We start from the raw sequence: 21,352 nt of genomic DNA, 5'->3' as shown, positions 1-21,352 counted from the left end.
GCTTCAGTGCCAGTCGTCGAAAAAGGCGCTGCCGGCTCTTGCGCGCACGTCCTGGCCGGCGCGGGTGCCGAGCGCTGCCGCATCGCGGCGGTGGCCGTCGGTCGTCACCGCATGCTGGTTGCGGCCGTCGGGAGTGATGATGAGACCGGAGAACCGGATCAGGTCGCCTTCGCAGACGGCATAACCGCCGATCGGCGTGCGGCAGGAGCCGTCGAGTGCGGCGAGGAAGGCGCGTTCGCAGGAGACTGTGTCGAAGGTCGGGCCATCGTTAACCGGCGCCAGCAGATCGTCGACCCTGGCATCGCCGATGCGGCTTTCGATGCAGATCGCCCCCTGCGCCGGCGCCGGCGGGAAGGTGTCGGGATCGAGGATATCGGTCAGTACGTCGACCTTGCCGAGGCGTTTCAGGCCGGCAAGCGCCAGCAGGGTCGCATCAACCTCGCCCTCTTCGAGCTTGCGCAGGCGCGTTTCGACCAGGCCGCGGAAGGTGATGACGTTGATGTCAGGCCGCATGCGGCGGATCAGCGCCTGGCGGCGGAGCGATGAGGAACCGACGGTGGCGCCATGCGGCAGGTCGATCAGTTTGCGCGCGGTGCGGCCGATGACGGCGTCGCGGATATCTTCACGCGGCAGGTAGGCGGAGAGATAAAGCCCCTCAGGCAGCTTCGTCGCCATGTCCTTGGCGGAATGCACGGCGAAATCCAGCTCGCCGGCGGTAAGCTTCTGTTCAAGTTCCTCGGTGAACAGGCCCTTGCCGCCGATCTCGGCCAGCGACCGGTCGGTGATGCGGTCGCCCTTGGTCGTCAGCACGACGATCTCGAACATGTCCTCGGGCAGATGATGCGCCGCCATCAGCCTGTCGCGGGCCTCATGCGCCTGGGCAAGCGCCAGCGGGCTGCCCCGCGTGCCGATCCGGAAAGGTTTTGTTTGCATCCGCTCTATTCCGTTGTTACCGGAGTTCTCGTAAACGGGTTTCCATCCCATCGCAATCAACGAACAGGCTTCATGGTTCCCTTTCTGCGCATCCTTGGCATCGAAACGAGCTGCGATGAGACCGCCGCCGCGGTCGTTGAGCGCGATGCTGAGGGGCGTTCCAACGTGCTGTCGGACGTGGTGCTTTCCCAGCTCGACGAGCATAGCGCCTATGGCGGCGTGGTGCCAGAGATCGCCGCACGCGCCCATGTCGAGGCGCTGGACGAGCTGATCGAGGAGGCGCTGAAGCGCGCCAATGTGTCGCTCAACGATGTCGACGCCATCGCCGCCACGTCGGGGCCGGGGCTGATCGGCGGGCTGCTTGTGGGATTGATGACCGGCAAGGCGATTGCCAGAGCCGCCGGCAAGCCGCTCTATGCGGTCAACCATCTCGAAGGCCATGCGCTGACGGCGCGGCTGACGGATGGGCTGTCCTTTCCCTATCTGATGCTGCTCGTCTCCGGCGGCCATACCCAGCTCATCCTGGTGCGCGGGGTCGGACAGTACGAGCGCTGGGGCACGACGATCGACGATGCGCTGGGCGAGGCCTTCGACAAGACGGCAAAGCTGCTCGGCCTGCCCTATCCCGGCGGGCCGGCGGTGGAGCGGATGGCGCGGGACGGCAATCCCGATCGCTTCGATTTTCCGCGGCCGCTGGTCGGCGAGGCACGGCTCGACTTCTCCTTCTCCGGCCTGAAGACAGCTGTGCGGCAGGCTGCACAGGACATCGCGCCGCTCAGCGATCAGGATGTGGCGGATATCTGCGCCTCGTTCCAGAAGGCGGTTTCGCGGACGCTGAAGGACCGCATCGGCCGTGGCCTGCAGCGGTTCAAGACGGAATTCCCGGCGACATTCCCAGCGACTGGCGAGAAGCCGGCTCTGGTCGTTGCCGGCGGTGTCGCCGCCAATCTCGAACTGCGTGGCACGCTGCAGGCGCTGTGCGACAAGAACGGCTTCCGCTTCGTCGCGCCACCGCTGCACCTCTGCACCGACAACGCCGTGATGATCGCCTGGGCAGGACTGGAACGGATGGCGACCGGTGCCGCACCGGACCCGTTCGACGTGCAGCCGCGTTCGCGCTGGCCGCTCGATTCCAATGCGGAAACGCTGATCGGCTTCGGAAAACGAGGGGCCAAGGCATGAGTGAAACCATCGCCGTCGTCGGATCGGGGGCTTTCGGCACGGCGCTTGCCGCCGTCATCGCCCTTGCCGGCCGCAGCGCCGTGACACTCGTCGGGCGTGATCCGTCACTGATTGCCGATCTGAAGGCCGAACGGCTGCATGATGCGGTACTGCCCGGCATTCTCCTGCCCGATACGCTGGAATTTTCCGCCGAGGCGGATGCAATCACTGGTGCCTCCATCGTGCTCTTTGCAATGCCGTCGCAGGCGCAGGCCGATGCGGCGCGGCAATACGGTCCCTATCTAGCCAAGGATGCCGTGGTCGTCACCTGCGCCAAGGGCATCGAGCGGGCGACCGGCAATCTTCTGACCGACATGCTGCAACGGGAACTGCCGGACCATTCCGTCGCCGTGCTCTCCGGTCCGGGTTTTGCCGCCGATATCGCCAAGGGTCTGCCGACGGCGATGGCGATTGCGGCAGCCGACATGGAGACCGCGGAGCGGCTCGCTCAGGCGATATCCGGCCGGACTTTCCGGCTCTACGCCTCCAACGACCGGATCGGCGTGCAGCTCGGCGGCGCACTGAAGAATGTGCTGGCGATCGCCTGCGGCATCGTCGAAGGCCGCGGCATCGGCGATTCGGCGCGTGCGGCGCTGATTGCGCGCGGGCTTGCCGAGATGTCGCGTTTCGTCGTCGCCAAAGGCGGGCAGGCGGATACGGTGCGCGGGCTTTCCGGCCTCGGCGATCTGGTGCTGACGGCGACGAGCCATCAATCGCGCAATCTGCGCTTCGGCATCGCACTCGGGCGCGGCGAAAAGACCGATCCCTTGCAGGGTGCGCTGGTGGAAGGCGCGTTTGCCGCCTCCGTCGCCTCGCGGCTTGCGGCGGAATTGAGGGTCAGCATGCCGATCACCGATGCCGTATCCGCCATCATCGACGGCAGGCTCGATATATCAGAGGCCATAGAGCAGCTGATGACGCGTCCGATCACCACCGAATAGGAGACAGACATGCTTTTCGCCCTTCTCTGCAAGGATAAACCGGGACACCTCAACGTGCGCATGGATACGCGTCCGACGCATATCGAGCATCTGAACAAGCTGAATGCCGAGGGCACGCTGAAGATCGCCGGCCCGTTTCTCGATGACGACGGCAAGCCCTGCGGCAGCCTGATCATCGTCGAAGCGGAATCGAAAGAGGCAGCGCGTGCGCTTGCCGATGCCGATCCTTATGCCAAGGCGGGACTATTCGAAAGCGTCGACGTCAAGGCCTACAACTGGGTCTTCAACAAACCGGAGGCGTGAGCATGGCGCACTGGCTCTATAAATCCGAACCCGCTTCCTGGTCCTGGGAGCAGCAGAAGGCTGCGGGCGAAAAGGGCACGGAATGGACCGGCGTCCGCAACTATCTGGCGCGCAACAATATGCGGGCGATGCAGATCGGCGACAAAGGGTTCTTCTATCATTCCAATGACGGGCTGGAGATCGTCGGCATCGTCGAAGTCTCAGCCCTGTCGCATCCCGATTCTTCCGCCAAGGGCGATCCGAAGTGGGATTGCGTCGATATCCGCGCCGTCGTGGACGTGCCGAAGCCGGTGACGCTGAAGGATGTCAAGGCGAGCGAGAAGCTCGCCAAGATGGCGCTCGTCACCTCGATGCGGCTGTCGGTGCAGCCAGTCACCGAGGAAGAATATCTCGAAGTCTGCCGGATGGGCGGACTGGACAATCCGCCGCGTTGAAGACTGATCCAGAAGCCCTCATCCGCGCCAATACCAGCCTGATGCCGCCGCCGCATGTGCCGGAGATTTCGCTCTATCTGGCAAGCGAGGCGCATGAGCTCTGGCTGAAGACGGAGGAGGAACTGGAAGCGATCGGCCTGCCGCCGCCCTTCTGGGCTTTTGCCTGGGCGGGCGGCCAGGGACTGGCGCGCTACGTTCTCGATCATCCGGAAGCGGTGCGCGGCAAGCGGGTGCTTGATTTCGCCAGCGGTTCCGGCCTTGTCGGCATTGCGGCCGTGATGGCCGGTGCCCGGGAGGTCATGGCTAGCGATATCGATCCCTGGGCGGAGGCGGCAGTCCGGCTGAATGCCGAGGCCAATCACGTTTCACTCGGATTTACCGGCGCCGATCTGATCGGGGAGGCCGTCGATGCGGATATCGTGCTTGCCGGCGACGTCTTCTACGACCGCGCTTTCGCCGATGCGCTCGTTCCCTGGCTTGCGAAGCTGGCAGCTGATGGCAAATGGGTGCTGGTCGGAGACCCCGGACGCAGTTACCTGCCGCGGGATCGGCTGGAATTCTGCGCGGTTTATGATGTGCCGGTAACGCGGGCGCTGGAGGACAGCGAAATCAAGAAGACGACGGTGTGGCGCTTCGCTTCCTAGATCAAAAATGAGAGCCTGATGTCCCAGGCCATTCAGGGGGAACTAAAGCGGCCGTCGCTTCGCCGCCCGCTGCTCAAGCGACTGCTCAAGCCGACCCTCGATATCCAAAATGTTCCCGACGAACTTAACCTGACATCACCGAGCTGGCTTATGACGGGATAGCGTGCATATTCACACGGGCTATCCGCAGAGCGTTGATCAACGGGGGAACTTATGACGATCTACGACGAGCTTCGCAAAGCGCCGTTCAACCTCGACGACGCTGCGATATCCTGGATCCGCGACGTCTATGCCTCGCTCGATCTCGATGACAAGATCGGCCAACTCTTCACCTTGATCATGATCGGGACGGATGAGGAGGATTTCAAACGCATTGCTTCACTAAGGCCGGGCGGCGTAACCCGCTTCTTCACGGCCGACCTCGAGTTCGAGCGACGGGTCATCTCTGACCTCGTGGCCAAGAGCAAAGTCCCGCCCATCATCAGCGCAGACCTCGAAGGCAGCCGTCATTCCTTCGCTTTCGGCACTCCGGTGCTGGGCCAACTCGGCCTTGCCGCCGTCGACGACGTTCAGGCGACCGAGAAAAGTTCAGAAATCTTGGCACGCGAGGGCCGCGCGATGGGGGTGCGCTGGTCCTTCACGCCAGTCATCGACATAAATACCGCGTTCCGATCACCGATTGTCGGTACACGGTCATACGGCTCCGATGTCAACAAGATTGAGCGGCACGCGGTTGCCCATGTTCGCGGTCTCCAACGAAATGGCGTTGCGGCCACCGCAAAGCACTGGCCGGGCGAGGGATATGACGACCGCGATCAGCACCTCGTTACGACGACCAATCCGCTTTCCATGGAGGAGTGGAAGGAAACCTTCGGTCGGCTCTATAGAACGCTGATCGCCGAGGGCGTGTTGGCAATCATGAGCGGGCACATTTCCCTTCCGGCCTACATTCGATCGAAGATGCCAGATGCCGGGCTTGAGGCTTTCCGACCGGCCTCGGTTTCCCGGTTGCTGAACGTTGATCTTCTCCGAGACGAACTCGGCTTCAATGGTATCATCGTCTCTGACGCGACACCCATGGGAGGGCTGTCCGCCTGGGGCCACCACCTCGATACGCTGCCTGATATCATCGCAAATGGCTGCGACATGATCCTCTTCAGCGATGAACCTGAGGAGGATATGGCGGCGGTCAAGGCTGCCGTCGAAGATGGGAAAATTACTCCGGAACGACTTGAGGAAGCGGTTCTTCGCGTGCTGGCGCTCAAGGCGCATCTCAAACTTTTTCAACCGTCAGATGTCCTCCCCGATGCGGCGGAAGCGCGCCACCTGCTTGCGCATCCAGACAATGTCGCTGCATCAAGGGAATACATCGGCCGCTCGCCTACGCTTGTGAAGGACGTCAATGGCATCTTTCCGCTCGATCCGGCGAAGACAAAGCGCGTGCTGCTGGTCGACGGCGGCATCATTCATCCGCTCATGCCGCAGCCACTGGAATTCTTGCTACCCGCGCTGTTGCGGAAGGAAGGTTTCGAAGTCACGATCGACCGACCGGACATCGTGCCGACCCCCGACGACTTCGACCTCGTCCTCTACGCGCTAGGCGACGAGTCGCTGCTCGTACGAGGCCGGATATTCGTCGACTGGCATAGGATGGGTGGTGGGGGCCTTTTCAAGGCCATGTACCGACCCTGGAYGAATATTCCCTCCGCAATGATCTCATTTGGGCATCCCTATCACCTTTACGATGCGCCGCGCGTACCGGCCTATATCAATGCGTACTCCACCATGGACAGCGTACAGGAAGCCGTCGTTGATTGTATGCTCGGTCGCAAGCCCTTCCTCGGCATCAACCCGGTAGACCCTTTCTGTGGCCTTGAAGATGCGCGCTATTGAAGTCGTGGGGAGCAGAGGCTGCCGACCTATTGGAACGGGGCAACAGGCGCGTTCCGATCATTCCGCATCCGTAGAAATGACGCCGCCTCGACGGGAATAGAACCGTCGGCACAGCACCGTCTTACCTGCTCGACAGGGGTATCACAGCGTCATTGCGCATCACCACCTCGATATGGGCGCAGAATGCTGAGAGACGGACGAGGAGGAATGGGCGGCGAAGCCATGAGCCTCTGTAGAAGAGACATCTTGCGCGTTTTTGGCTGCTTCTGCGACGGAGGCARTTCTTGCGCCGCTCTTTTCGCAAGTTCGAAGTCAAAGTCAAAAGACATTTCGGGCCTCGTCCACCATTTGGAAATCTTGAAGAAAATCTCGAAGACTAGAATGCAGGAAACGTGCCAACCGCCGCGTTGGGCGGTGCTGGCACGCCGGCGTCAACCCTGTCGCCTCGGCTATTGCGCCTAGAGCATGATGCCGAAAAGTGTGAGCGGTTTTCGGGCGACATCATGCTCTAACTATTTAATTTAGAACAGGATTCAGATTTTAGGCCGACCCGACCTAAAATCATCATGCTTTAGGATACGGCCTCAAATCGAATGGATTGCGCGCCTTCCCACAGCGTGAGGCGCCCTATTTCGGCGAGTTGGTCGAGATTGGATGTGATTGTGATGAAATGATTGCCAGCCAGTTGGCCCATTTTCGATGAAAAATCGACGCCTCCGTAGGCAAGCAGGATTTCCGTTTCGCTAATGCCTCCCGGGCAAAGGATGATATGACCGGGGGCCGGATGGCTTGTATGGTTCTCATAACCGACGCCGAAATCATGGTCGCCAAGCGGGATCCAAACGCCCTCGCCAGACCAGCGAACGTGCACGATTTTACCATCGAACGGCATCTGCTTGATGAATGCTTCACAGGTTTTGGGCGCTTTGGCAGTTTCCAGGACAGCGTCGAAGATGAATGGCCCTGCTGTAATTTTCAGTTTCATGATGTCGCTCTTGTTAGATTTGACTGCTTGTTGATTTGTTTCGCCGCGGCTTTCCGATATTGCCCGTGGCCCTTGGTACCCACCAGGACGCCGTTTTCGACGACAGGCTTTCCGGCGACAATTGTCGTTATCGGCCAGCCGGTGATCTCGATCCCCTCGTAGGGCGAATAGTCTGCGCCATCATGCAGTTCCGCATGACGGATGGTCCGTTCGACATGGCTGTCGATGCCGCCTGGAAGGACATATTTGCCCGAGGCGTCGATCGTGCGCGCAGCACCAGACAGGCTCTGCCCGATCTGGACAATCTTGCCGTCTTTAATGCCGATATCCGCCTGGAAAACATCCGCAGCAGTCGCCACCGTGCCGTTCTGGATGATGAGATCGTAGTCGCTCACAAGCCTAACCTTCAGTGTTGCAGGATTTTGCCAAGGAAAGCTTCGGTTCGTGGGTTGTGTTTTCCCGCGAAAAACTCCTCGCTCGGACGATCCTCGACGATCTCGCCCTGATCGATGAAAATCACACGTGTCGCCACCCGGCGGGCAAATCCCATCTCATGGGTGACGACCATCATCGTCATGCCGTCCTTTGCCAGTCCGGTCATGACGTCGAGCACTTCGGAAATCATCTCTGGATCAAGCGCGGATGTCGGCTCGTCGAAGAGCATGGCGAGCGGATCCATCGCGAGCGCCCGCGCGATCGCCACGCGCTGCTGCTGCCCGCCGGAGAGTTGGCTTGGATATTTTTTCGCGTGGTCCGTCAGTCCGACGCGATCAAGAAGCGCCATGGCCTTGGCGTGGGCTGCCGTTTCGCTGCGGCCAATGACAATCTTCTGCGCCAGCATGATATTGTCGATGATCGTCAGATGTGGAAACAATTCGAAGTTCTGGAAGACCATCCCTACCCGTGTGCGAAGGTTTGGCAGGTCGGTCTTCGGGTCGCCGACTTCGATACCATGCACCCGGATCGAACCTTCCTGAAACTGCTCGAGCCCGTTGACGCATTTGATCAACGTCGATTTGCCCGACCCCGAGGGACCGCAGACAACCACGACCTCACCGCGCTCGACGTTCACCGAGCAGTTCTTAAGGACAGCGAACTGACCGTAATATTTGGTAACGTCAGTGATCTCAATCATGCCCGGCCTTTCTGGAAACGCGCGATAGAAAAGGGTTGCAAGGCTCTATCGGTCTCGCGACCGAGAATGAGCCGGGATGTTAACTGGCCGACGATCGGGCCGAGCGTATAGCCGTTTGAAGTGACGGCGTTGAAGAACCCGGGCATTGACGGATGTTCGCCGAGGATCGGCGCACCGTCGATGTTGATGTTCATCGCTGCCCAGCTTCGGATGACGTGAAGTTTGCGCAGAGCGGGAACGACGTGCTGGGCAACCCAAAGGTTTCCCTCAAGGCTCGACAGTAGCGGGCGTGGATGTTGATGGATGGGATCGAGGCCTGCCGTCCAGCCGCCGCCGATGATGAAGTTCCCGTTTGCCGCCTGCTTGAGTGTCAAATGGCGGTCGGCATGGGCGACGAGACACGAGATCAAAGGTGCTGCGGCCTCGGTAACCACCATCTGCAGTGGAGCACCGAATACCGGCACATGGACACCGAGCATCGCGCCGATCCTTGAAGCGAAGGCTCCGGCTGCATTTACGATCCGTTTTGCCCGCAACATGCCCCTCGATGTCTTGACCTCAAACCCGTCGTCCGAGGTCGTTATTCCGGTGACCTCGCAATTTTCGAAGACTTGAGCGCCGTCTCGCCGTGCCGCCTCCAATATATATTGCGTAGCGACGAGAGGATTGATCTTGCCCTCCTGGGAGCAGTAGGCAGCACCGACGAAGTGAGAAGACAGAGCAGGCTCCAGGGAGCGCAGTTCCTCTTGCCCGATCAAGCGGCAATCGATCCCGGCCGCGCACTCCACCCCGACCTTTTCCGCCAGAAAACGCATGTGGTCATCGGATTCGGCCACCATGAGGCCGCCTGTGACCTTCATCTCGAAATCCTGCCCGAGCTCGCTTTGCAGCGCGGCCCAAAGAGCGATTGAATCGCGCTGGAGGGGAAGTGTTTGTGCGGCCGCTCCGCCGCCACCTTCGGCACGGGCACCGTGGTCGAAGGAAAGCAACTGGGCATGAAGGCTTCCTGCATTCCCTCCGGACGCCAGCGAGTTCGCAAAAGCGCGCTCCACCACCACAACGTCCTCGCCTTCCCGGGCAAGGAAGAGCGCCGTCGAAAGGCCTGCAATGCCGGCGCCGATTACCAGCGTGGACGTTTCCGCCACAGGCAAAGGTTGAGGATTCGCCAATGGGGGCTTTTCCGGCAAAAGTGCGCGCTTGTGGCCGCCCCATTCCGGCTTTTCGACCGCAACCGCCGCCAGCGGAATAGGTCGAAGTGGCATTTGCGGAGCCAGAAAACCGCTTGTTTCGCCCGTGAGGTGCCGTTCTTTCGCGACGTCAGCGATCGCTTTGCCGCAGTAGCGGCTCTGACACCGGCCCATGCCTGCACGCGACAGGCGCTTCAATGTCGAAACGTCCTGCTCACTATCTGCGCTGAGCGTCCTCAAGACACCGTAAGTCACCCCTTCGCAACGGCAGATCAATGCATCATCTGGCGGAATTGCCGTCTTTGTCTTTGCATCGTCCTTCGGCGCAAAGACCTGCCAAAGGGCCTCTTGAAAGCGTCTATGGCGGGCAAGCCTTTTCACTGCGCTTTCGTCGRTTTGGACAAGGAGGCCCAGTTTTCGAGCAATCGCGGAGGCGGCGATCTGCCCTTCTGCCATCGCAACATGCGCGCCGCCGAAACGCGCCGCTTCACCGACAATATGCACGTTTGCAAGCGTTGTCTGGCCGTCGAGACCTCGCACTGCCCGCAGATCGCCGCCGACGACCTCATGGCCGCAGCCGAGTAGCCGGGACAGCTCATTGGAGGATGTGAAATTGCCGCCGATAAGGACGGTGTCAGCATCGAGATTGGTCTCGCCGCCTGGTCCGGCGAACGTGACGCTCTCCACACGTTGCGAACCGTTGATCGCGGTGAGCACGCTACTCCAGCCTATCTTGACGCCCGTGGACCTAAGCGACGATATCTGGCGCAATCCGTGGCGGGCGAGGGCGGGATCCGTTGTCAGAAGGCCGAGGGCTGCCACCGGCCGAGACCACGGTGGCGGCGCTGCTTCCAGCAAAGCGACTATGGAGGCTCCTGCCTTTCGAAGTTCGTTTGCGACCTGCATATTCAAAGGACCGTTTCCGGCAATAACGACCCGTCGGCCGGGCACAGTTCCGTAGCTTCTCAGCAACGTCTGGGCGGCCCCTGTTGTCATCGCACCAGGAAGTGTCCAACCCCTCACTGGCGTTGGGCGTTCGTAGGCCCCCGTCGCGATGATGAGTATTTTCGGCTTGCAGTAAAACGCATGGCCGGAGCCATAGCAGGCGATGATAAGCGAACCGTCGTCGTCACGTGCGGCACCCCACACCACCGTAGCGCTTAGAAATGTCACGCCATGGTCGCGCACTTGCCCTATAAGCGCTGCGCCGGATAAAGCCTGCTCGTCGCCACTCACTCGCTCAGTGGCGCTCCGTGTCGAGGGTTGTTTGAAATACTGTCCGCCGGCGGACGGCCGTTCATCAATGACAGTCACCTTGGCGCCGGCCGCAGCAAGAACCTCAGCTGCGGCAAGCCCTGCAGGCCCCGCTCCGACGATGAGAACGTCCATCGTCCTTGTCGTCAAGGACTGCGGCACACCGCAGAGATCGGCAATCTGACCAGTGGCAAGGTCGGGCCGCGCAGCAGGACGCAGAACCTGCATGTCATCGTCGACAATGGTCATGCAGGCCCGCTGGCTGGCTTTTCCGTCGATCGTCACGAGGCAATCGTGACAGACGCCCATTCCGCAGAAGAGGCCACGGCCGTCGCCTTTGATGCCTCGGGAAAATTCATGCCGCCCCGTCGCCTCGATGGCGGCGGCGACAGACATGCCCTTTTCGGCAAATATCTGCAGACCGTCGACCGAGAGCCTGACCCGTGCATCGTCGGGCCTCAAGCTCTGGTTTATGGAAGCGACGGGCATCATGGAATTCCTCAGACGCTGAACGTCAGACCGAAATCGGCCACCAGCCTCTTCATGGCGGCATCCTGCGCGGGCGGCAACGGTAGGCGCGGCGGACGCGGCAGGCCTGCGCCAAATCCCATGTGGGTCAGCAGGGACTTCGTTCCTGCGACATAGGCCTGGCCCCCGACCGCCTGAATGACAGGCAGCCATTTGAGGTAAAGCTCTCTTGCCTCATCGAACTTTTTCTCATTTGCGACAAGTTCGAAGATCCGCGCCATCGGTCCTGGCGCAACATTTGAAGCCACTGCCACCCAGCCCTGCGCACCCATAACGAAAGACTCGAACCCGAGTATGCCCCCGAACACAGTCATATCGTCGCCGGCCAGCCGGATGATATCGCGCACGCGCGTCACTTCGAGGGTGGACTCCTTGATATAGTCGCAGCCATCGATTTCGGCGATCCGCTTGACCAACTCCGGCTTCAGATCGACGTTTGCGGTCGCGGGATTGTTGTAGACCATAATCGGGATGGCCACGGCAGACGCAATGCTCTTGTAGTGGTGAACGAGTTCGTCATCCGTTGGGGTGGAATAGAACGGCGGAATAATCATGACGCCCTCAGCTCCCATTGCCTCGGCCTTGACGCTAAGGCGAATGGATTCCCGCGTATCTTCCGCTCCCGTGCCGATCAGAACAGGCACCCGTCCCGCGACAGTTTCGATGACGGTCCTCGCCACACCATCGCGCTCTTCCTCGCTGAGCGACAGAAACTCACCTGTCGATCCAAGAGGGATCAGGCCATGGATACCTTCTTTAACCTGCCAGTCGGTAAAGGCAGCCAGCCCCTTCAGATCGACCGCGCCGCTGGGATCCAACGGAGTAATCATCACGGTGTAGACACCGCGGAACGTCTTCTGCATTTGAAAATCCTGGTTCTAGCGCTTCTCGTTAATGGAAAGCCGCGATCCGGCTTGACCGAGACGCTTTTCGATATGGCTCTGGAAGAAGTCCCAGAGTGTTGTGAGGAGGAGGTAATAAATCGCCGCGACCGCAAACAGTTCGAGCACCATGAACCGCTCCTGGATGAGAACCTGAGTCCGGCGAAGGAGTTCTTCGACCGAGATCACAGAAGTGACGGAGGTCGTTTTCAAGAGACCGTTCACCGAATTGCCGAGAGGCGGAACGATAACTTTAAAAGCTTGCGGCATGACGATGTAGCGCATGATCTGACGCTCGGTCATGCCGAGTGCGCGCGCTGCCCTGGTCTGGCCTTCCGGCACGGCTTCGATACCGGCACGAATGATCTCCGCGAGATACGCCGCCTCGTTGAGAGCCAATCCGAGCAACGCCGCCTCTATGACGGTGAACTTGATGCCGAACAGCGGAAGCGCCGTGTAGATTGCAATCAACTGTACAAGAAGCGGCGTGCCGCGAAAAAGCCAGATATACGCCTTGGCAATGTAGTATGGCACCCGCCGCGACGATCGCCGCATTAATGCAAGGGCGAAGCCGAGGATAAGCCCCGCAATCAACGAGACGACGGTGAGCCAAACGGTCGTGAACACCCCGCCAAGTATAAAGGGGTTGAACAGATAACCGAAGAAGCCGGACCAGTTCCAAAGCGACATGACAACGACTTTCTGCAAGAGGTTTGGCGCGACGTGGTCGCGCCCCGCCTCATCTCTAAACGATCCTTGAAATCAGTTCAGCGGCCGGGGCCTTTAACCGAATAGTCACCCGCGACCATCGGCAGGCCGTATTTGTCAAAGAGCGCCTTTAAAGATCCATCCGCCTTCATGTCTTTCAACGTCGCAGACACGGCATCGGCCAAAGCCGGGCTTTTGAATGCGACAGAAACCGGGGCTGGGTAGAGGCCGCTGATTGCCCGTTTGAAGTCCCCGCGAGAATCGTACTCCTTGGCGACGGCGTCGATCGACACGACACCCTGCACCTGGCCTGCCCGCAGAGCCTGGTAGGCCAGGGCGAAATTATCGAACGTCTGGATGGTCAAGCCTTCTTTGCCCGCGTCACGCAGTTCCTTGTCGAGAAGGCGTGTCTTCGTTTCCTCGAAACCACCGATTTCGACACCGATCGTCATGCCGGCAAGATCATCTTTTGCGGCGACGTTTTTCTTCGAATCTGGTGCCACGGAGACGCTGATGGCCTGATCTTCATAGGGGATCATCTGCATGATCTTGGCGCGTTCTTCGGTGAAGAAAATGCCCGTATTGATCATGTCCCAGCGGCCAGCCTGCAGGCCCGGAACCATCGCCGAGAATTCGATGCGGACATATTCGGGCTCAAGGCAAAGGCGCTTGGCGATCTCTTTGCCGAGGTCGATGCGCATGCCCTTCAGATCACCCGTGGAGTCGATGAACTGGAGCGGAGGAAGCGTTGGATTGGTCGACATGACGAGCGTGCCGGGCTTGATCAACTCGCCTGCCGCCACTTTGGGTTCGCAGGATTGAGCGAAGGCAAAAGACGCTGTGACCGACAGGAAGGACGCGGCAAGAACGCTGCGAGAGAAGTGTGAACGGAGCATGGAGAGCCTCTGGGAGTTCGGTTCTTTATCGTTGGATCCCGACCGTGCATTCAAGTGGGATCCCATTTTTATACAAAAGTTCACCGTAGATGCAAGTGCATTCTCAACTCATCGATTCAGTAGTTCGCAAGGACGCCCTGACGGACGACTTCGAGATGATCGGTCATGGCTCGGCGAGCCGCCTCGGCATCGTTGGAGGCCAAGGCAAGCAGGATTGCTCGATGTTCCCGCACGCCCGGCTTCGCACGCACCACAGGCAGCTGCCGCTCGAAGATCGTTGTGTAGCGCCGCATCTCCCCGATCGTGGTTGCCATAAAGGGGTTGCGGCTTTCGCTTGCGATATAGTTGTGAAGCGCATCGTCAAACGCCCAGACCATCTCAGGGTCAGGTTCGGGGTCGGCCTCGATCTCGTCCAGCATCCTTGTCAAAGGGTCCAGTTCAAGTCGCGAAACATGGGGGCTGGCGAGCGCAGCCGCAGTTGGTTCGAGCAGCATCCTCATGGTGAGACTGTCAAGGTAATCCTTGAGACTGATGACCCTGACTGAGAGAACGCCTTTTTCGTTTCTGACAAGTAGTCCCTCTCCTTCGAGACGTCCCAGCGCGTGGCGCATGGGAGAACGCGAAACAGCATGTTTCGTCGCCAGGCGGCGTTGCTGGACGACCGATCCCCCCGCGAGCCTGGCTGATAGAATATCGGCCAGCAGGGAACGGTAGGTTTCGTCAGCAAGGCTGGAGTCGCCAACTTCATTCAGACCATCGTCCATCTGCACTCGTTCCAGTCCTTTTCCAAATCGGCTATCATATGTAACAAGTGATCGCGTAAGGAAAGCGCGGTGCCGCGTCGAGCGGCCAACGCCCTAAAGAACAAGGAAATAGCAAACGGTGACAGACGCCTTAGCGGCCCCGGGTCGGAAAATTGCGGAGAAAGGGCAGCATAATCTTGCATCGCTGACCTACAAGGCCGTGTCCGACATGATCCGGCACCGCCGGCTGAAAGGCGGGCATGTCATCGTTGAGGCAAGGCTTGCCGAGACACTCGGGATTTCGAGGACACCGCTGCGCGAAGCGCTGCAGAGATTAGAAGGCGAAGGCCTGGTTCGCAAGGGCGATGGCCGAAACTACGTCGTGCGACAGGTGGATGTCGGCGAGTATCTTCAAAGCTTGAAACTGAGGTTGTTGATCGAACCTGAAGCAGCGGTACTGTCGATCAACGCCATTCCGCGACGTCTTTTGATGAGCGTCCGGCAGGAAATCCACGACCTATTGGGCGCGACGGCGTATCACACAGACGCGCATTGGTTCTCGGACGACAATCTCCATAATATGATTATCGATCATTGCGGCAACGCGGTCATGGCAAAGGTACTGCGGGAGCTTCGGGCGACCACGCGTCTCTTCGAAATCGACCGCCTGAAAGATCGCCTGAAGCCGGACTCCACGGAACACCTCGTTATCATCGAGGCGATCGACCGGGGCGACGTCGAGGAAACGCGCCGAGCTGTCGCCCAACACATCGAGAGCCTAATGGCATTTACGCGAATGCATCTACAAGTCGCTGACCTTTAGCGCGATCAAGTGGAGGGTTCTTGGTTGCTGTTTCAGACTGCGTAGATGCCGAACTCCCTGTTAATGCCTCAAAAGGGTGCTGATCAGCTGATTCCGCGAACTGCCAGAACGGCTTCCGCAAAGGTGTCGATCTGGCTGGCCTGCAGCCCGGCGACATTGATGCGTCCGTCCTCGACGATATAGACGGCGTGACGCTCGCGCAACATCACAGCTTCCCTGGGTGTCAGACCGATCAGCGAAAACATGCCTTTGTTCTTGGCGAGGAAATCGTAGTCGCTGCCATTGGTGAAACGCCGGAACGAGGCAGCAAGCCCCTGGCGCAGCGACAGAATGTTGGAGCGCATACCGTCCAGTTCGGCGCGCCAGTCGGCCGCGAGTGCCGGGTCTTCCAGGACGGTGCGAACGATAGCCGAGCCGTGATCCGGCGGCATCGAATAGACGACACGGGCTCGCACCGTGAGTTGCGCCTTGGTTGCATCCGCCCGATCCGCGTTGGCGGCGAGAATGAATGCGGCACCTGTGCGCTCGCGATAGATTCCGAAATTCTTCGAGCATGACGAGGAGACGAGCATTTCCGGAACCATGCCGGCGAGCAGCCGTACCACGAAGGCATCGTCCTCGAGACCCTCGCCAAACCCCTGATAAGCGATATCGACCAGGGGAACGAGCCCGCGCTCGGCGATGATCTTCGCCAGCGCCTGCCATTGCGAACGGCTCGGGTCGGCGCCCGTCGGATTGTGGCAGCAGCCGTGCAGCAACACGATGTCGCCCCGCTCCGACCGTGAGAAATGATCGAGCAGGGCGTCGAAATCCACCTCGCCTGTTCGGCTATCGAGGTACGGGTAAGTGACGACCCGAAGCCGGTTGTCTTCGAGGATCGACACATGGTTCACCCAGGTCGGGTCGGGCACATGGACCGCGGCACCCGGGCGCGCCAGGGAGATCAGGCCGGCGAGCACCGTCAAGGCGCCTGCTCCGCCCGGCGTCTGGATGCCGCGAATTCGCTCCCACGGCGCCGCCTCGCCGAAGACAAGCCTGCCGATGAGATCGCAAAAAACAGGATCTCCGGCCGGGCCGACATAGGCTTTGGTCGTCTGCGCGGTATGAATTCGCTTTTCTGCCTCCCTCACCGCCCGCGGGATCGGCGTCGTACCGGAGGCGTCCCGGTAGACTCCGACGCCGAGATCGATCTTGTTCGAACGACTATCCTGCCGGAAAATCGGCATCAACGACAGGATCTTGTCGGCTGGCGGCATTATCAGATCATCGAACATCGTTCTCTCCGGTCAGGGGAATTGCAGGCGGTGATGAAACGCCGGCGCTTCATGATGCGGCCGCAGCCCAAATCGGCCGCCCACCTATTTCAGCGCGCCGATCTTGTTCTCGATGGCCTCGAGAAATGCGCCGGACCGCACGATCTCGAGAGCCGGTGTGGTCTGCTTGGGCATGTAGCTGTCCTCCTGCTGGAACGGGATCGCGTCGCGAAGCGTGTCATAGAGCGCCTGGCTGCCGGTTCCGAGCTTGTAGCCGCCGAGTGCCTCTTCAGTCAGGAAGATGGCGCGGGCCGCAAGCAGGCATTCAACACCAAGGATCTTCGGCATGTTGTCGACCACCTGACGCGTCTTGCGGCATGCCCATGTCGCCATCGAAACATGGTCTTCCTGGCTGCTCTTGGTCGGGATGGTATCGGCAACGGCGGGGAAAGCCAGCGTCTTGTTTTCCGATGCGACGGACGCCGCGGCCGTCGAGATGATGCCATAGCCGTAATTCAGGCCGATCGGCTTGCCGGCAAGGTTCGGCGGCAGGCCGTAGTTCAATGTCGTGTCGCAGAGCGAGAACAGGCGGCGCTCGGAAATATTGCCGATTTCCACCAAAGCGATCGTCAGCAAGTCCATGGCAAAAGCGATGGGTTCGCAATGAAAGTTGCCGCCGGACAGGAATTCCAGCGCGCCGAGCTCGTTCCAGAAGACGAGCGGATTATCGGTCGCGGCGTTGAGCTCGCGCGTGATCAACTCCTTGGCGTGTTCCAACTGGTCGCGGCAGCTTCCATGCACCTGCGGCAGGCAACGGAAGGAATACTGATCCTGGATTCGGGCGGTGTGTTTCGGATGCAGAATATCGTCCTCGAGGCGTACCGCACGTGCTGCCTCGGTCGTGCGACGGCTGCCCTCGATAATGCGACGGATATTTTCCGCAGTCGCGATCTGCCCGGGCTGCTTGCGCACGAGATGTATGCGGGGATCGAATGCCGCCTGCTCGCCGCGGATCGCCTCCAGACTGAGCGCGCCGGCCGCATCGGCAGTCTTCATCAGCATCTCGGCGTCGTGGAGGTTGAGAACCGCCATGGCCGCGCAGAGGCTGTTGCCATTGATGAGGGCAAGGCAGTCCTTCGCCTTGAGATCGAAAGCAATCGGGGAGATGCCGGCTTTTTCCAGAGCCTGCGGCGCTGGCATGCGTTCGCCCTGGTAATAGGCTTCCGCCTCCTCATAGCCGATCAACACCGAAACCATGTGCGCCAGCGGCGCCAGATCGCCGGACGCGCCGACCGACCCCTGGATCGGCACCACAGGGTGAACGCCGCAGTTCAACATCTCAACGAGACGATCAACCACCTCGATCCGCAGGCCGGAAACTCCGAGGCAGAAGGCGTTGATACGGACGGCCATCATGGCGCGGACGATTTCTTCCGATGCCGGCTCTCCGATGCCGGAGCAATGAGAGAGCACGATATTGCGCTGGAAGCGGTCGTTATCGGCCTGGTTGATGGCATAATCCTTGAGCTTGCCGACGCCGGTGTTGAAGCCGTAGGTTGGCGGCGCATTTTCGGTCAGCCAGTTTTCCTCGATATAGTTTCTCACCTTGATGATTTCGGCGCGCGCTGCATCGGCGAGCGCTACCTTGGCGCCCTGGCGCGCGATGCGAACGGTATCTTTGATCGTCAGGCTGTCACCGTCTAAAATTATGGCGTTCATCTCGATGTCCTTGAAGCTCGATAGGTGTGAGAAAATAAGTGCCGAAATCGAACACGTCGCGCGCCGGGAGCGCAGCCTGTCTCCATCGCAGCGATAATGCCACCAGTGACGGCGACGTAGTTTTCCGCGACACCTTCTTCCGTGACGATGGTTCCTGTCATGACGGCGTCGAAATCGCTCATGATGTCTTCAGATCCTCAGTGCGCGTGATGGGGAAAGCCGTGGCACACGGCTTTGGTGGCGTCTCGAAGCCGCCCGATCAACGCCCCTGCCTTGGGTTCCGGCATGGAAATCGTTTCGAGATAACGGGCTGCCAGCCCGCCCGGCCCTTCGAGCGGGAGAAAGTCGTCGGCCAGACGCCGGACCTGCAACCGTTCCGCCTCCAGCTCCGCTGCCTTGATCTTCTCGTAAAATTCAATCTCTGCCGTGTTCCTGCGGCCTTGACGCAGGGTTAGCCGAAGGTGTCGCAACGGCAGGACGAAAAGCGAGCGCCATTCGCCGGCACGTTCCAGAAGCCGCTGCATCTCGCCGTCATCCGCGCCGTGTCCGTCACTATCCGCAAGAGCGAAGAACAGCAGAGACGGCACATCCACCGCATGACGTGTCTGGGCTTCGAGGCACCAGGACGCGATGCCGGGCTCGCCGTAGAGCCGGACCATGACATCGAACACATTGGCACAGAAAGCAGCGCGCCTCGCAGTTCCGGTATCCTGTTCTGAGCGCGCACTGCCGCTTGCCAGCGTTTTTTCTTCGAATGCGTCAGGGGCTTTTTCCATCACGCTTGCTCCGCCGTCTTCATTCCGGGTGCCGGTTCGTCGTGAGGGAAATGGCAGGCCGCGAACTGGCCGTAGGGCATCGCCGCAAGCTTCGGTTCCTGCGCCGCACAGACCGCCTGAGCGCGCGGGCAACGCCTGCGGAACCGGCATCCGGATGGCGGCGCGCTCCGCGACAAGGCCTGCGTCGGCGTTGCGCTCGGCACGATCTTCCGGCTGGCATCGGGAACCGGGACTGCTTCCAGCAGCATGCGGGTATAAGGATGCGCCGGACGCTGATAGATGGCGTCGCCGGTTCCGATCTCGACGATCTTGCCCATGTAGAGGACGGCGACCCTGTCGCTGACATTGCGCACGACGGCAAGATCGTGGGAAATGAAGATCAGCGCCAGGTTTCGATTCTGGCGGATATCCTGCAGAAGATTGATCACATGCGCTTGCACCGACACGTCGAGAGACGCAACCGGCTCATCGCAGACGATCAGCTCCGGCCCAACGGCTAGCGCCCGTGCGATCGCAATACGCTGGCACTGGCCACCGGAAAACTGATGCGGCCTGCGGCCCTCCACCATCGTCCGGCTCATGCCGACATCGTTGAGCGCACGATCGACCCTTTCCAGTCTTTCCGCTTTGCGGATGCCCTGGATCTCGAGGCCTTCTCCGACGATATCCTGCACCTTGCGGCGCGGATTGAAGGAGGAAATCGGATCCTGGAAGATCATCTGCAGTTTGCTTCGGATGGCGCGAAGATCGGAAGCAGACAGGTCGGCAAGATTCAGGCCGTCATATTCGACGTGGCCGTCGACACGCGTGTCCACCTTCGGCAGAAGCTTCAAAAGGGCAYGACCGATGGTCGTCTTGCCGCTGCCCGACTCTCCGACGAGACCGAGTGTTTCCCCAGGAGCCACGTCGAAGGAGACGCCGTCGACCGCAACAAAGATCTTGCCGCCGCGGCGATATCTGACCGAGAGATCGCGTACCTTCAAAAGCGCGTCGTCGCGCAGGAAAGCATCGAAGGCATGCGTTGCGGCACCTGTATCGACGGCCTGGCCGGAAGCCTCGTCATTCATGACGATGCCCTCCTTTCGACCGCAGTGTCGGCTGCATCGCCGGTTTGAACAGGCACATAGCAGGCGAAGCGATGCTTGCCATCCGCACTGGTGGTCATCGGCGGCATCGAAGCATGGCAGCGGGCCTCGGCGGCGGGGCAGCGCGGTGCGAACGGGCATCCGGGCGCGGGGTTGGCAAGATCGGGCGGACGGCCCGGAATCGTGTGCAGTTTCGTATGAGCCGGCTGGTCCATGCGCGGCATCGCCGAAAGCAGAGCCTCGGTATAGCGATGGCGCGGATGGGAAAAGACGGTGTCCGTCGGGCCGTATTCCACGACATGCCCGCCATAGAGCACGAGGATGTCGTCGGTGCGTCCGGCGACGATGCCCAGATTGTGCGTCACCAGGATCATCGACATCTGCCGCTGCTGCTGGATAAGCTGCAGCAGATCGAGAATTTCCTTCTGAACCGTCACGTCGAGCGCAGTCGTCGCCTCGTCGGCGATCAGCAGATCCGGCTGGCAGGCAAGTGCCGTGGCGAYCATGATCCTCTGCTTCATGCCGCCCGAAAACTGATGCGGATAATGTCCGTAACATTCCGCGGCATCGGGAATGCCGACGCTTGCCAGTAGTTCGATCGCGAGTGCCTTCGCCTGCGCTTTTCCAAGCCGCAGATGGAAGCGGCTCGCCTCTTCGATCTGCCGCCCCACCCGCACGAACGGATTGAGGGATGTCATCGGGTTCTGGAAAACCATCCCGAACTTGCGGCCGAGAAAGGCGCGGCGTTTCGCCTCGTTGAGCGTCGACAGATCGGTCCCGTCGGCGAGGATGCGGCCGCTGGTTTTCATGCCCTCCGGCGCAATCCCCATGATCGTCTTGACCAGCATGGATTTGCCCGCGCCGGATTCTCCGACGATGCCGAGCGTCGTACGCGGAGGGATGCTGAAGCTGACGTCATGCAGCACGCGGATGGGTCCGATCGGCGACCTGAAATAGCAGGAGAGATCGTGACAATCGAGGACCGGGGTGGTTTTCGCAGCCTCACTCAT

Annotated in this window: 23 protein-coding genes; 8 read left to right on the top strand and 15 right to left on the bottom strand. The window is 60.4% G+C overall.

What is annotated here, in order from left to right:
- Window positions 1-3: 3 nt before the first annotated feature.
- On the bottom strand, window positions 4-933 hold the full coding sequence (hemC, locus tag AC1ECN_RS04155) for a hydroxymethylbilane synthase (protein WP_130673230.1): 930 nt from the start codon (window positions 931-933) through the stop codon (window positions 4-6).
- 72 nt (window positions 934-1,005) lie between these two features.
- On the opposite strand from hemC, the gene tsaD reads away from it, so the two are divergent.
- Genes tsaD through AC1ECN_RS04120 form a run of 7 tightly spaced genes read left to right on the top strand, consistent with a single transcriptional unit; the run spans window position 1,006 to window position 6,369 of the window.
- Window positions 1,006-2,115 (top strand): tRNA (adenosine(37)-N6)-threonylcarbamoyltransferase complex transferase subunit TsaD, encoded by a 1,110-nt coding sequence (gene tsaD / locus AC1ECN_RS04150; protein WP_130673229.1) that lies wholly within the window; start codon window positions 1,006-1,008, stop codon window positions 2,113-2,115.
- Window positions 2,112-3,095, top strand: a complete 984-nt coding sequence (locus tag AC1ECN_RS04145) for an NAD(P)H-dependent glycerol-3-phosphate dehydrogenase (RefSeq protein ID WP_130673228.1) — start codon at window positions 2,112-2,114, stop codon at window positions 3,093-3,095. The genes tsaD and AC1ECN_RS04145 overlap by 4 nt, the downstream gene beginning before the upstream one ends.
- A 9-nt stretch (window positions 3,096-3,104) precedes the next feature.
- Window positions 3,105-3,398, top strand: coding sequence for a YciI-like protein (locus AC1ECN_RS04140; RefSeq protein WP_003543605.1), 294 nt, complete (start codon window positions 3,105-3,107; stop codon window positions 3,396-3,398).
- A gap of 2 nt (window positions 3,399-3,400) precedes the next feature.
- Complete coding sequence (locus AC1ECN_RS04135) at window positions 3,401-3,832, top strand: EVE domain-containing protein (protein WP_130673227.1); 432 nt, start codon at window positions 3,401-3,403, stop codon at window positions 3,830-3,832.
- Window positions 3,829-4,476: a class I SAM-dependent methyltransferase gene (locus AC1ECN_RS04130; protein ID WP_130673226.1), complete on the top strand. Its 648-nt coding sequence runs from the start codon at window positions 3,829-3,831 to the stop codon at window positions 4,474-4,476. Before AC1ECN_RS04135 ends, AC1ECN_RS04130 begins: the two co-directional genes overlap by 4 nt.
- An 18-nt stretch (window positions 4,477-4,494) precedes the next feature.
- Complete coding sequence (locus AC1ECN_RS04125; protein WP_204340802.1) at window positions 4,495-4,638, top strand: hypothetical protein; 144 nt, start codon at window positions 4,495-4,497, stop codon at window positions 4,636-4,638.
- A gap of 51 nt (window positions 4,639-4,689) precedes the next feature.
- The gene (locus AC1ECN_RS04120; protein ID WP_477952262.1) at window positions 4,690-6,369 is read left to right on the top strand and encodes a glycoside hydrolase family 3 protein; all 1,680 of its coding nucleotides are present in this window, start codon (window positions 4,690-4,692) and stop codon (window positions 6,367-6,369) included.
- 571 nt (window positions 6,370-6,940) lie between these two features.
- Here the strand turns inward: AC1ECN_RS04120 and AC1ECN_RS04115 are convergent.
- The 8 genes from AC1ECN_RS04115 to AC1ECN_RS04080 all read right to left on the bottom strand — a co-directional run bounded on the left by AC1ECN_RS04115 (window position 6,941) and on the right by AC1ECN_RS04080 (window position 14,713).
- Entirely contained in the window at window positions 6,941-7,354 is a 414-nt protein-coding gene (locus AC1ECN_RS04115) for a DUF3830 family protein (protein WP_130673224.1), read from the bottom strand.
- On the bottom strand, window positions 7,351-7,749 hold the full coding sequence (locus AC1ECN_RS04110) for a hypothetical protein (RefSeq protein WP_130673223.1): 399 nt from the start codon (window positions 7,747-7,749) through the stop codon (window positions 7,351-7,353). The genes AC1ECN_RS04115 and AC1ECN_RS04110 overlap by 4 nt, the downstream gene beginning before the upstream one ends.
- A gap of 11 nt (window positions 7,750-7,760) precedes the next feature.
- Window positions 7,761-8,489: an amino acid ABC transporter ATP-binding protein gene (locus AC1ECN_RS04105; protein ID WP_477952260.1), complete on the bottom strand. Its 729-nt coding sequence runs from the start codon at window positions 8,487-8,489 to the stop codon at window positions 7,761-7,763.
- The gene (locus AC1ECN_RS04100; RefSeq protein WP_477952258.1) at window positions 8,486-11,419 is read right to left on the bottom strand and encodes an FAD-dependent oxidoreductase; all 2,934 of its coding nucleotides are present in this window, start codon (window positions 11,417-11,419) and stop codon (window positions 8,486-8,488) included. Before AC1ECN_RS04100 ends, AC1ECN_RS04105 begins: the two co-directional genes overlap by 4 nt.
- 11 nt (window positions 11,420-11,430) lie before the next feature.
- A complete protein-coding gene (gene dapA / locus AC1ECN_RS04095; protein ID WP_130673222.1) occupies window positions 11,431-12,321 on the bottom strand; it encodes a 4-hydroxy-tetrahydrodipicolinate synthase in 891 nt (296 codons plus the stop codon).
- A 15-nt stretch (window positions 12,322-12,336) separates the two neighbouring features.
- On the bottom strand, window positions 12,337-13,029 hold the full coding sequence (locus AC1ECN_RS04090) for an amino acid ABC transporter permease (RefSeq protein WP_011653848.1): 693 nt from the start codon (window positions 13,027-13,029) through the stop codon (window positions 12,337-12,339).
- Between the two features lie 77 nt (window positions 13,030-13,106).
- Window positions 13,107-13,943 (bottom strand): ABC transporter substrate-binding protein, encoded by an 837-nt coding sequence (locus tag AC1ECN_RS04085; RefSeq protein WP_018482713.1) that lies wholly within the window; start codon window positions 13,941-13,943, stop codon window positions 13,107-13,109.
- 116 nt (window positions 13,944-14,059) lie between these two features.
- Complete coding sequence (locus AC1ECN_RS04080) at window positions 14,060-14,713, bottom strand: GntR family transcriptional regulator (protein ID WP_178385474.1); 654 nt, start codon at window positions 14,711-14,713, stop codon at window positions 14,060-14,062.
- 112 nt (window positions 14,714-14,825) lie between these two features.
- Between AC1ECN_RS04080 and AC1ECN_RS04075 the strand changes: the two genes are divergently transcribed.
- On the top strand, window positions 14,826-15,509 hold the full coding sequence (locus tag AC1ECN_RS04075; protein WP_075225496.1) for a GntR family transcriptional regulator: 684 nt from the start codon (window positions 14,826-14,828) through the stop codon (window positions 15,507-15,509).
- An 83-nt stretch (window positions 15,510-15,592) separates the two neighbouring features.
- Here AC1ECN_RS04075 and AC1ECN_RS04070 read toward each other — a convergent pair whose 3' ends face one another.
- The 6 genes from AC1ECN_RS04070 to AC1ECN_RS04045 form a co-directional block, all read right to left on the bottom strand.
- Window positions 15,593-16,783 (bottom strand): amino acid aminotransferase, encoded by a 1,191-nt coding sequence (locus AC1ECN_RS04070; RefSeq protein WP_075225495.1) that lies wholly within the window; start codon window positions 16,781-16,783, stop codon window positions 15,593-15,595.
- Between the two features lie 84 nt (window positions 16,784-16,867).
- Complete coding sequence (gene hutH, locus AC1ECN_RS04065) at window positions 16,868-18,481, bottom strand: histidine ammonia-lyase (protein WP_075225494.1); 1,614 nt, start codon at window positions 18,479-18,481, stop codon at window positions 16,868-16,870.
- The gene (locus tag AC1ECN_RS04060) at window positions 18,478-18,663 is read right to left on the bottom strand and encodes a hypothetical protein (RefSeq protein ID WP_130656564.1); all 186 of its coding nucleotides are present in this window, start codon (window positions 18,661-18,663) and stop codon (window positions 18,478-18,480) included. Before AC1ECN_RS04060 ends, hutH begins: the two co-directional genes overlap by 4 nt.
- A gap of 15 nt (window positions 18,664-18,678) precedes the next feature.
- Window positions 18,679-19,257: a TIGR02444 family protein gene (locus AC1ECN_RS04055; RefSeq protein WP_075225493.1), complete on the bottom strand. Its 579-nt coding sequence runs from the start codon at window positions 19,255-19,257 to the stop codon at window positions 18,679-18,681.
- On the bottom strand, window positions 19,257-20,324 hold the full coding sequence (locus AC1ECN_RS04050) for an ABC transporter ATP-binding protein (RefSeq protein ID WP_477952254.1): 1,068 nt from the start codon (window positions 20,322-20,324) through the stop codon (window positions 19,257-19,259). The genes AC1ECN_RS04055 and AC1ECN_RS04050 overlap by 1 nt, the downstream gene beginning before the upstream one ends.
- Complete coding sequence (locus AC1ECN_RS04045) at window positions 20,321-21,352, bottom strand: ABC transporter ATP-binding protein (protein WP_477952253.1); 1,032 nt, start codon at window positions 21,350-21,352, stop codon at window positions 20,321-20,323. The genes AC1ECN_RS04050 and AC1ECN_RS04045 overlap by 4 nt, the downstream gene beginning before the upstream one ends.

The sequence above is a fragment of the Rhizobium sp. 01N447_2 genome (genome assembly GCF_056399245.1).
Note: the sequence above shows the minus strand (reverse complement) of the source record. Positions and strands in the feature narration are given on the sequence as shown.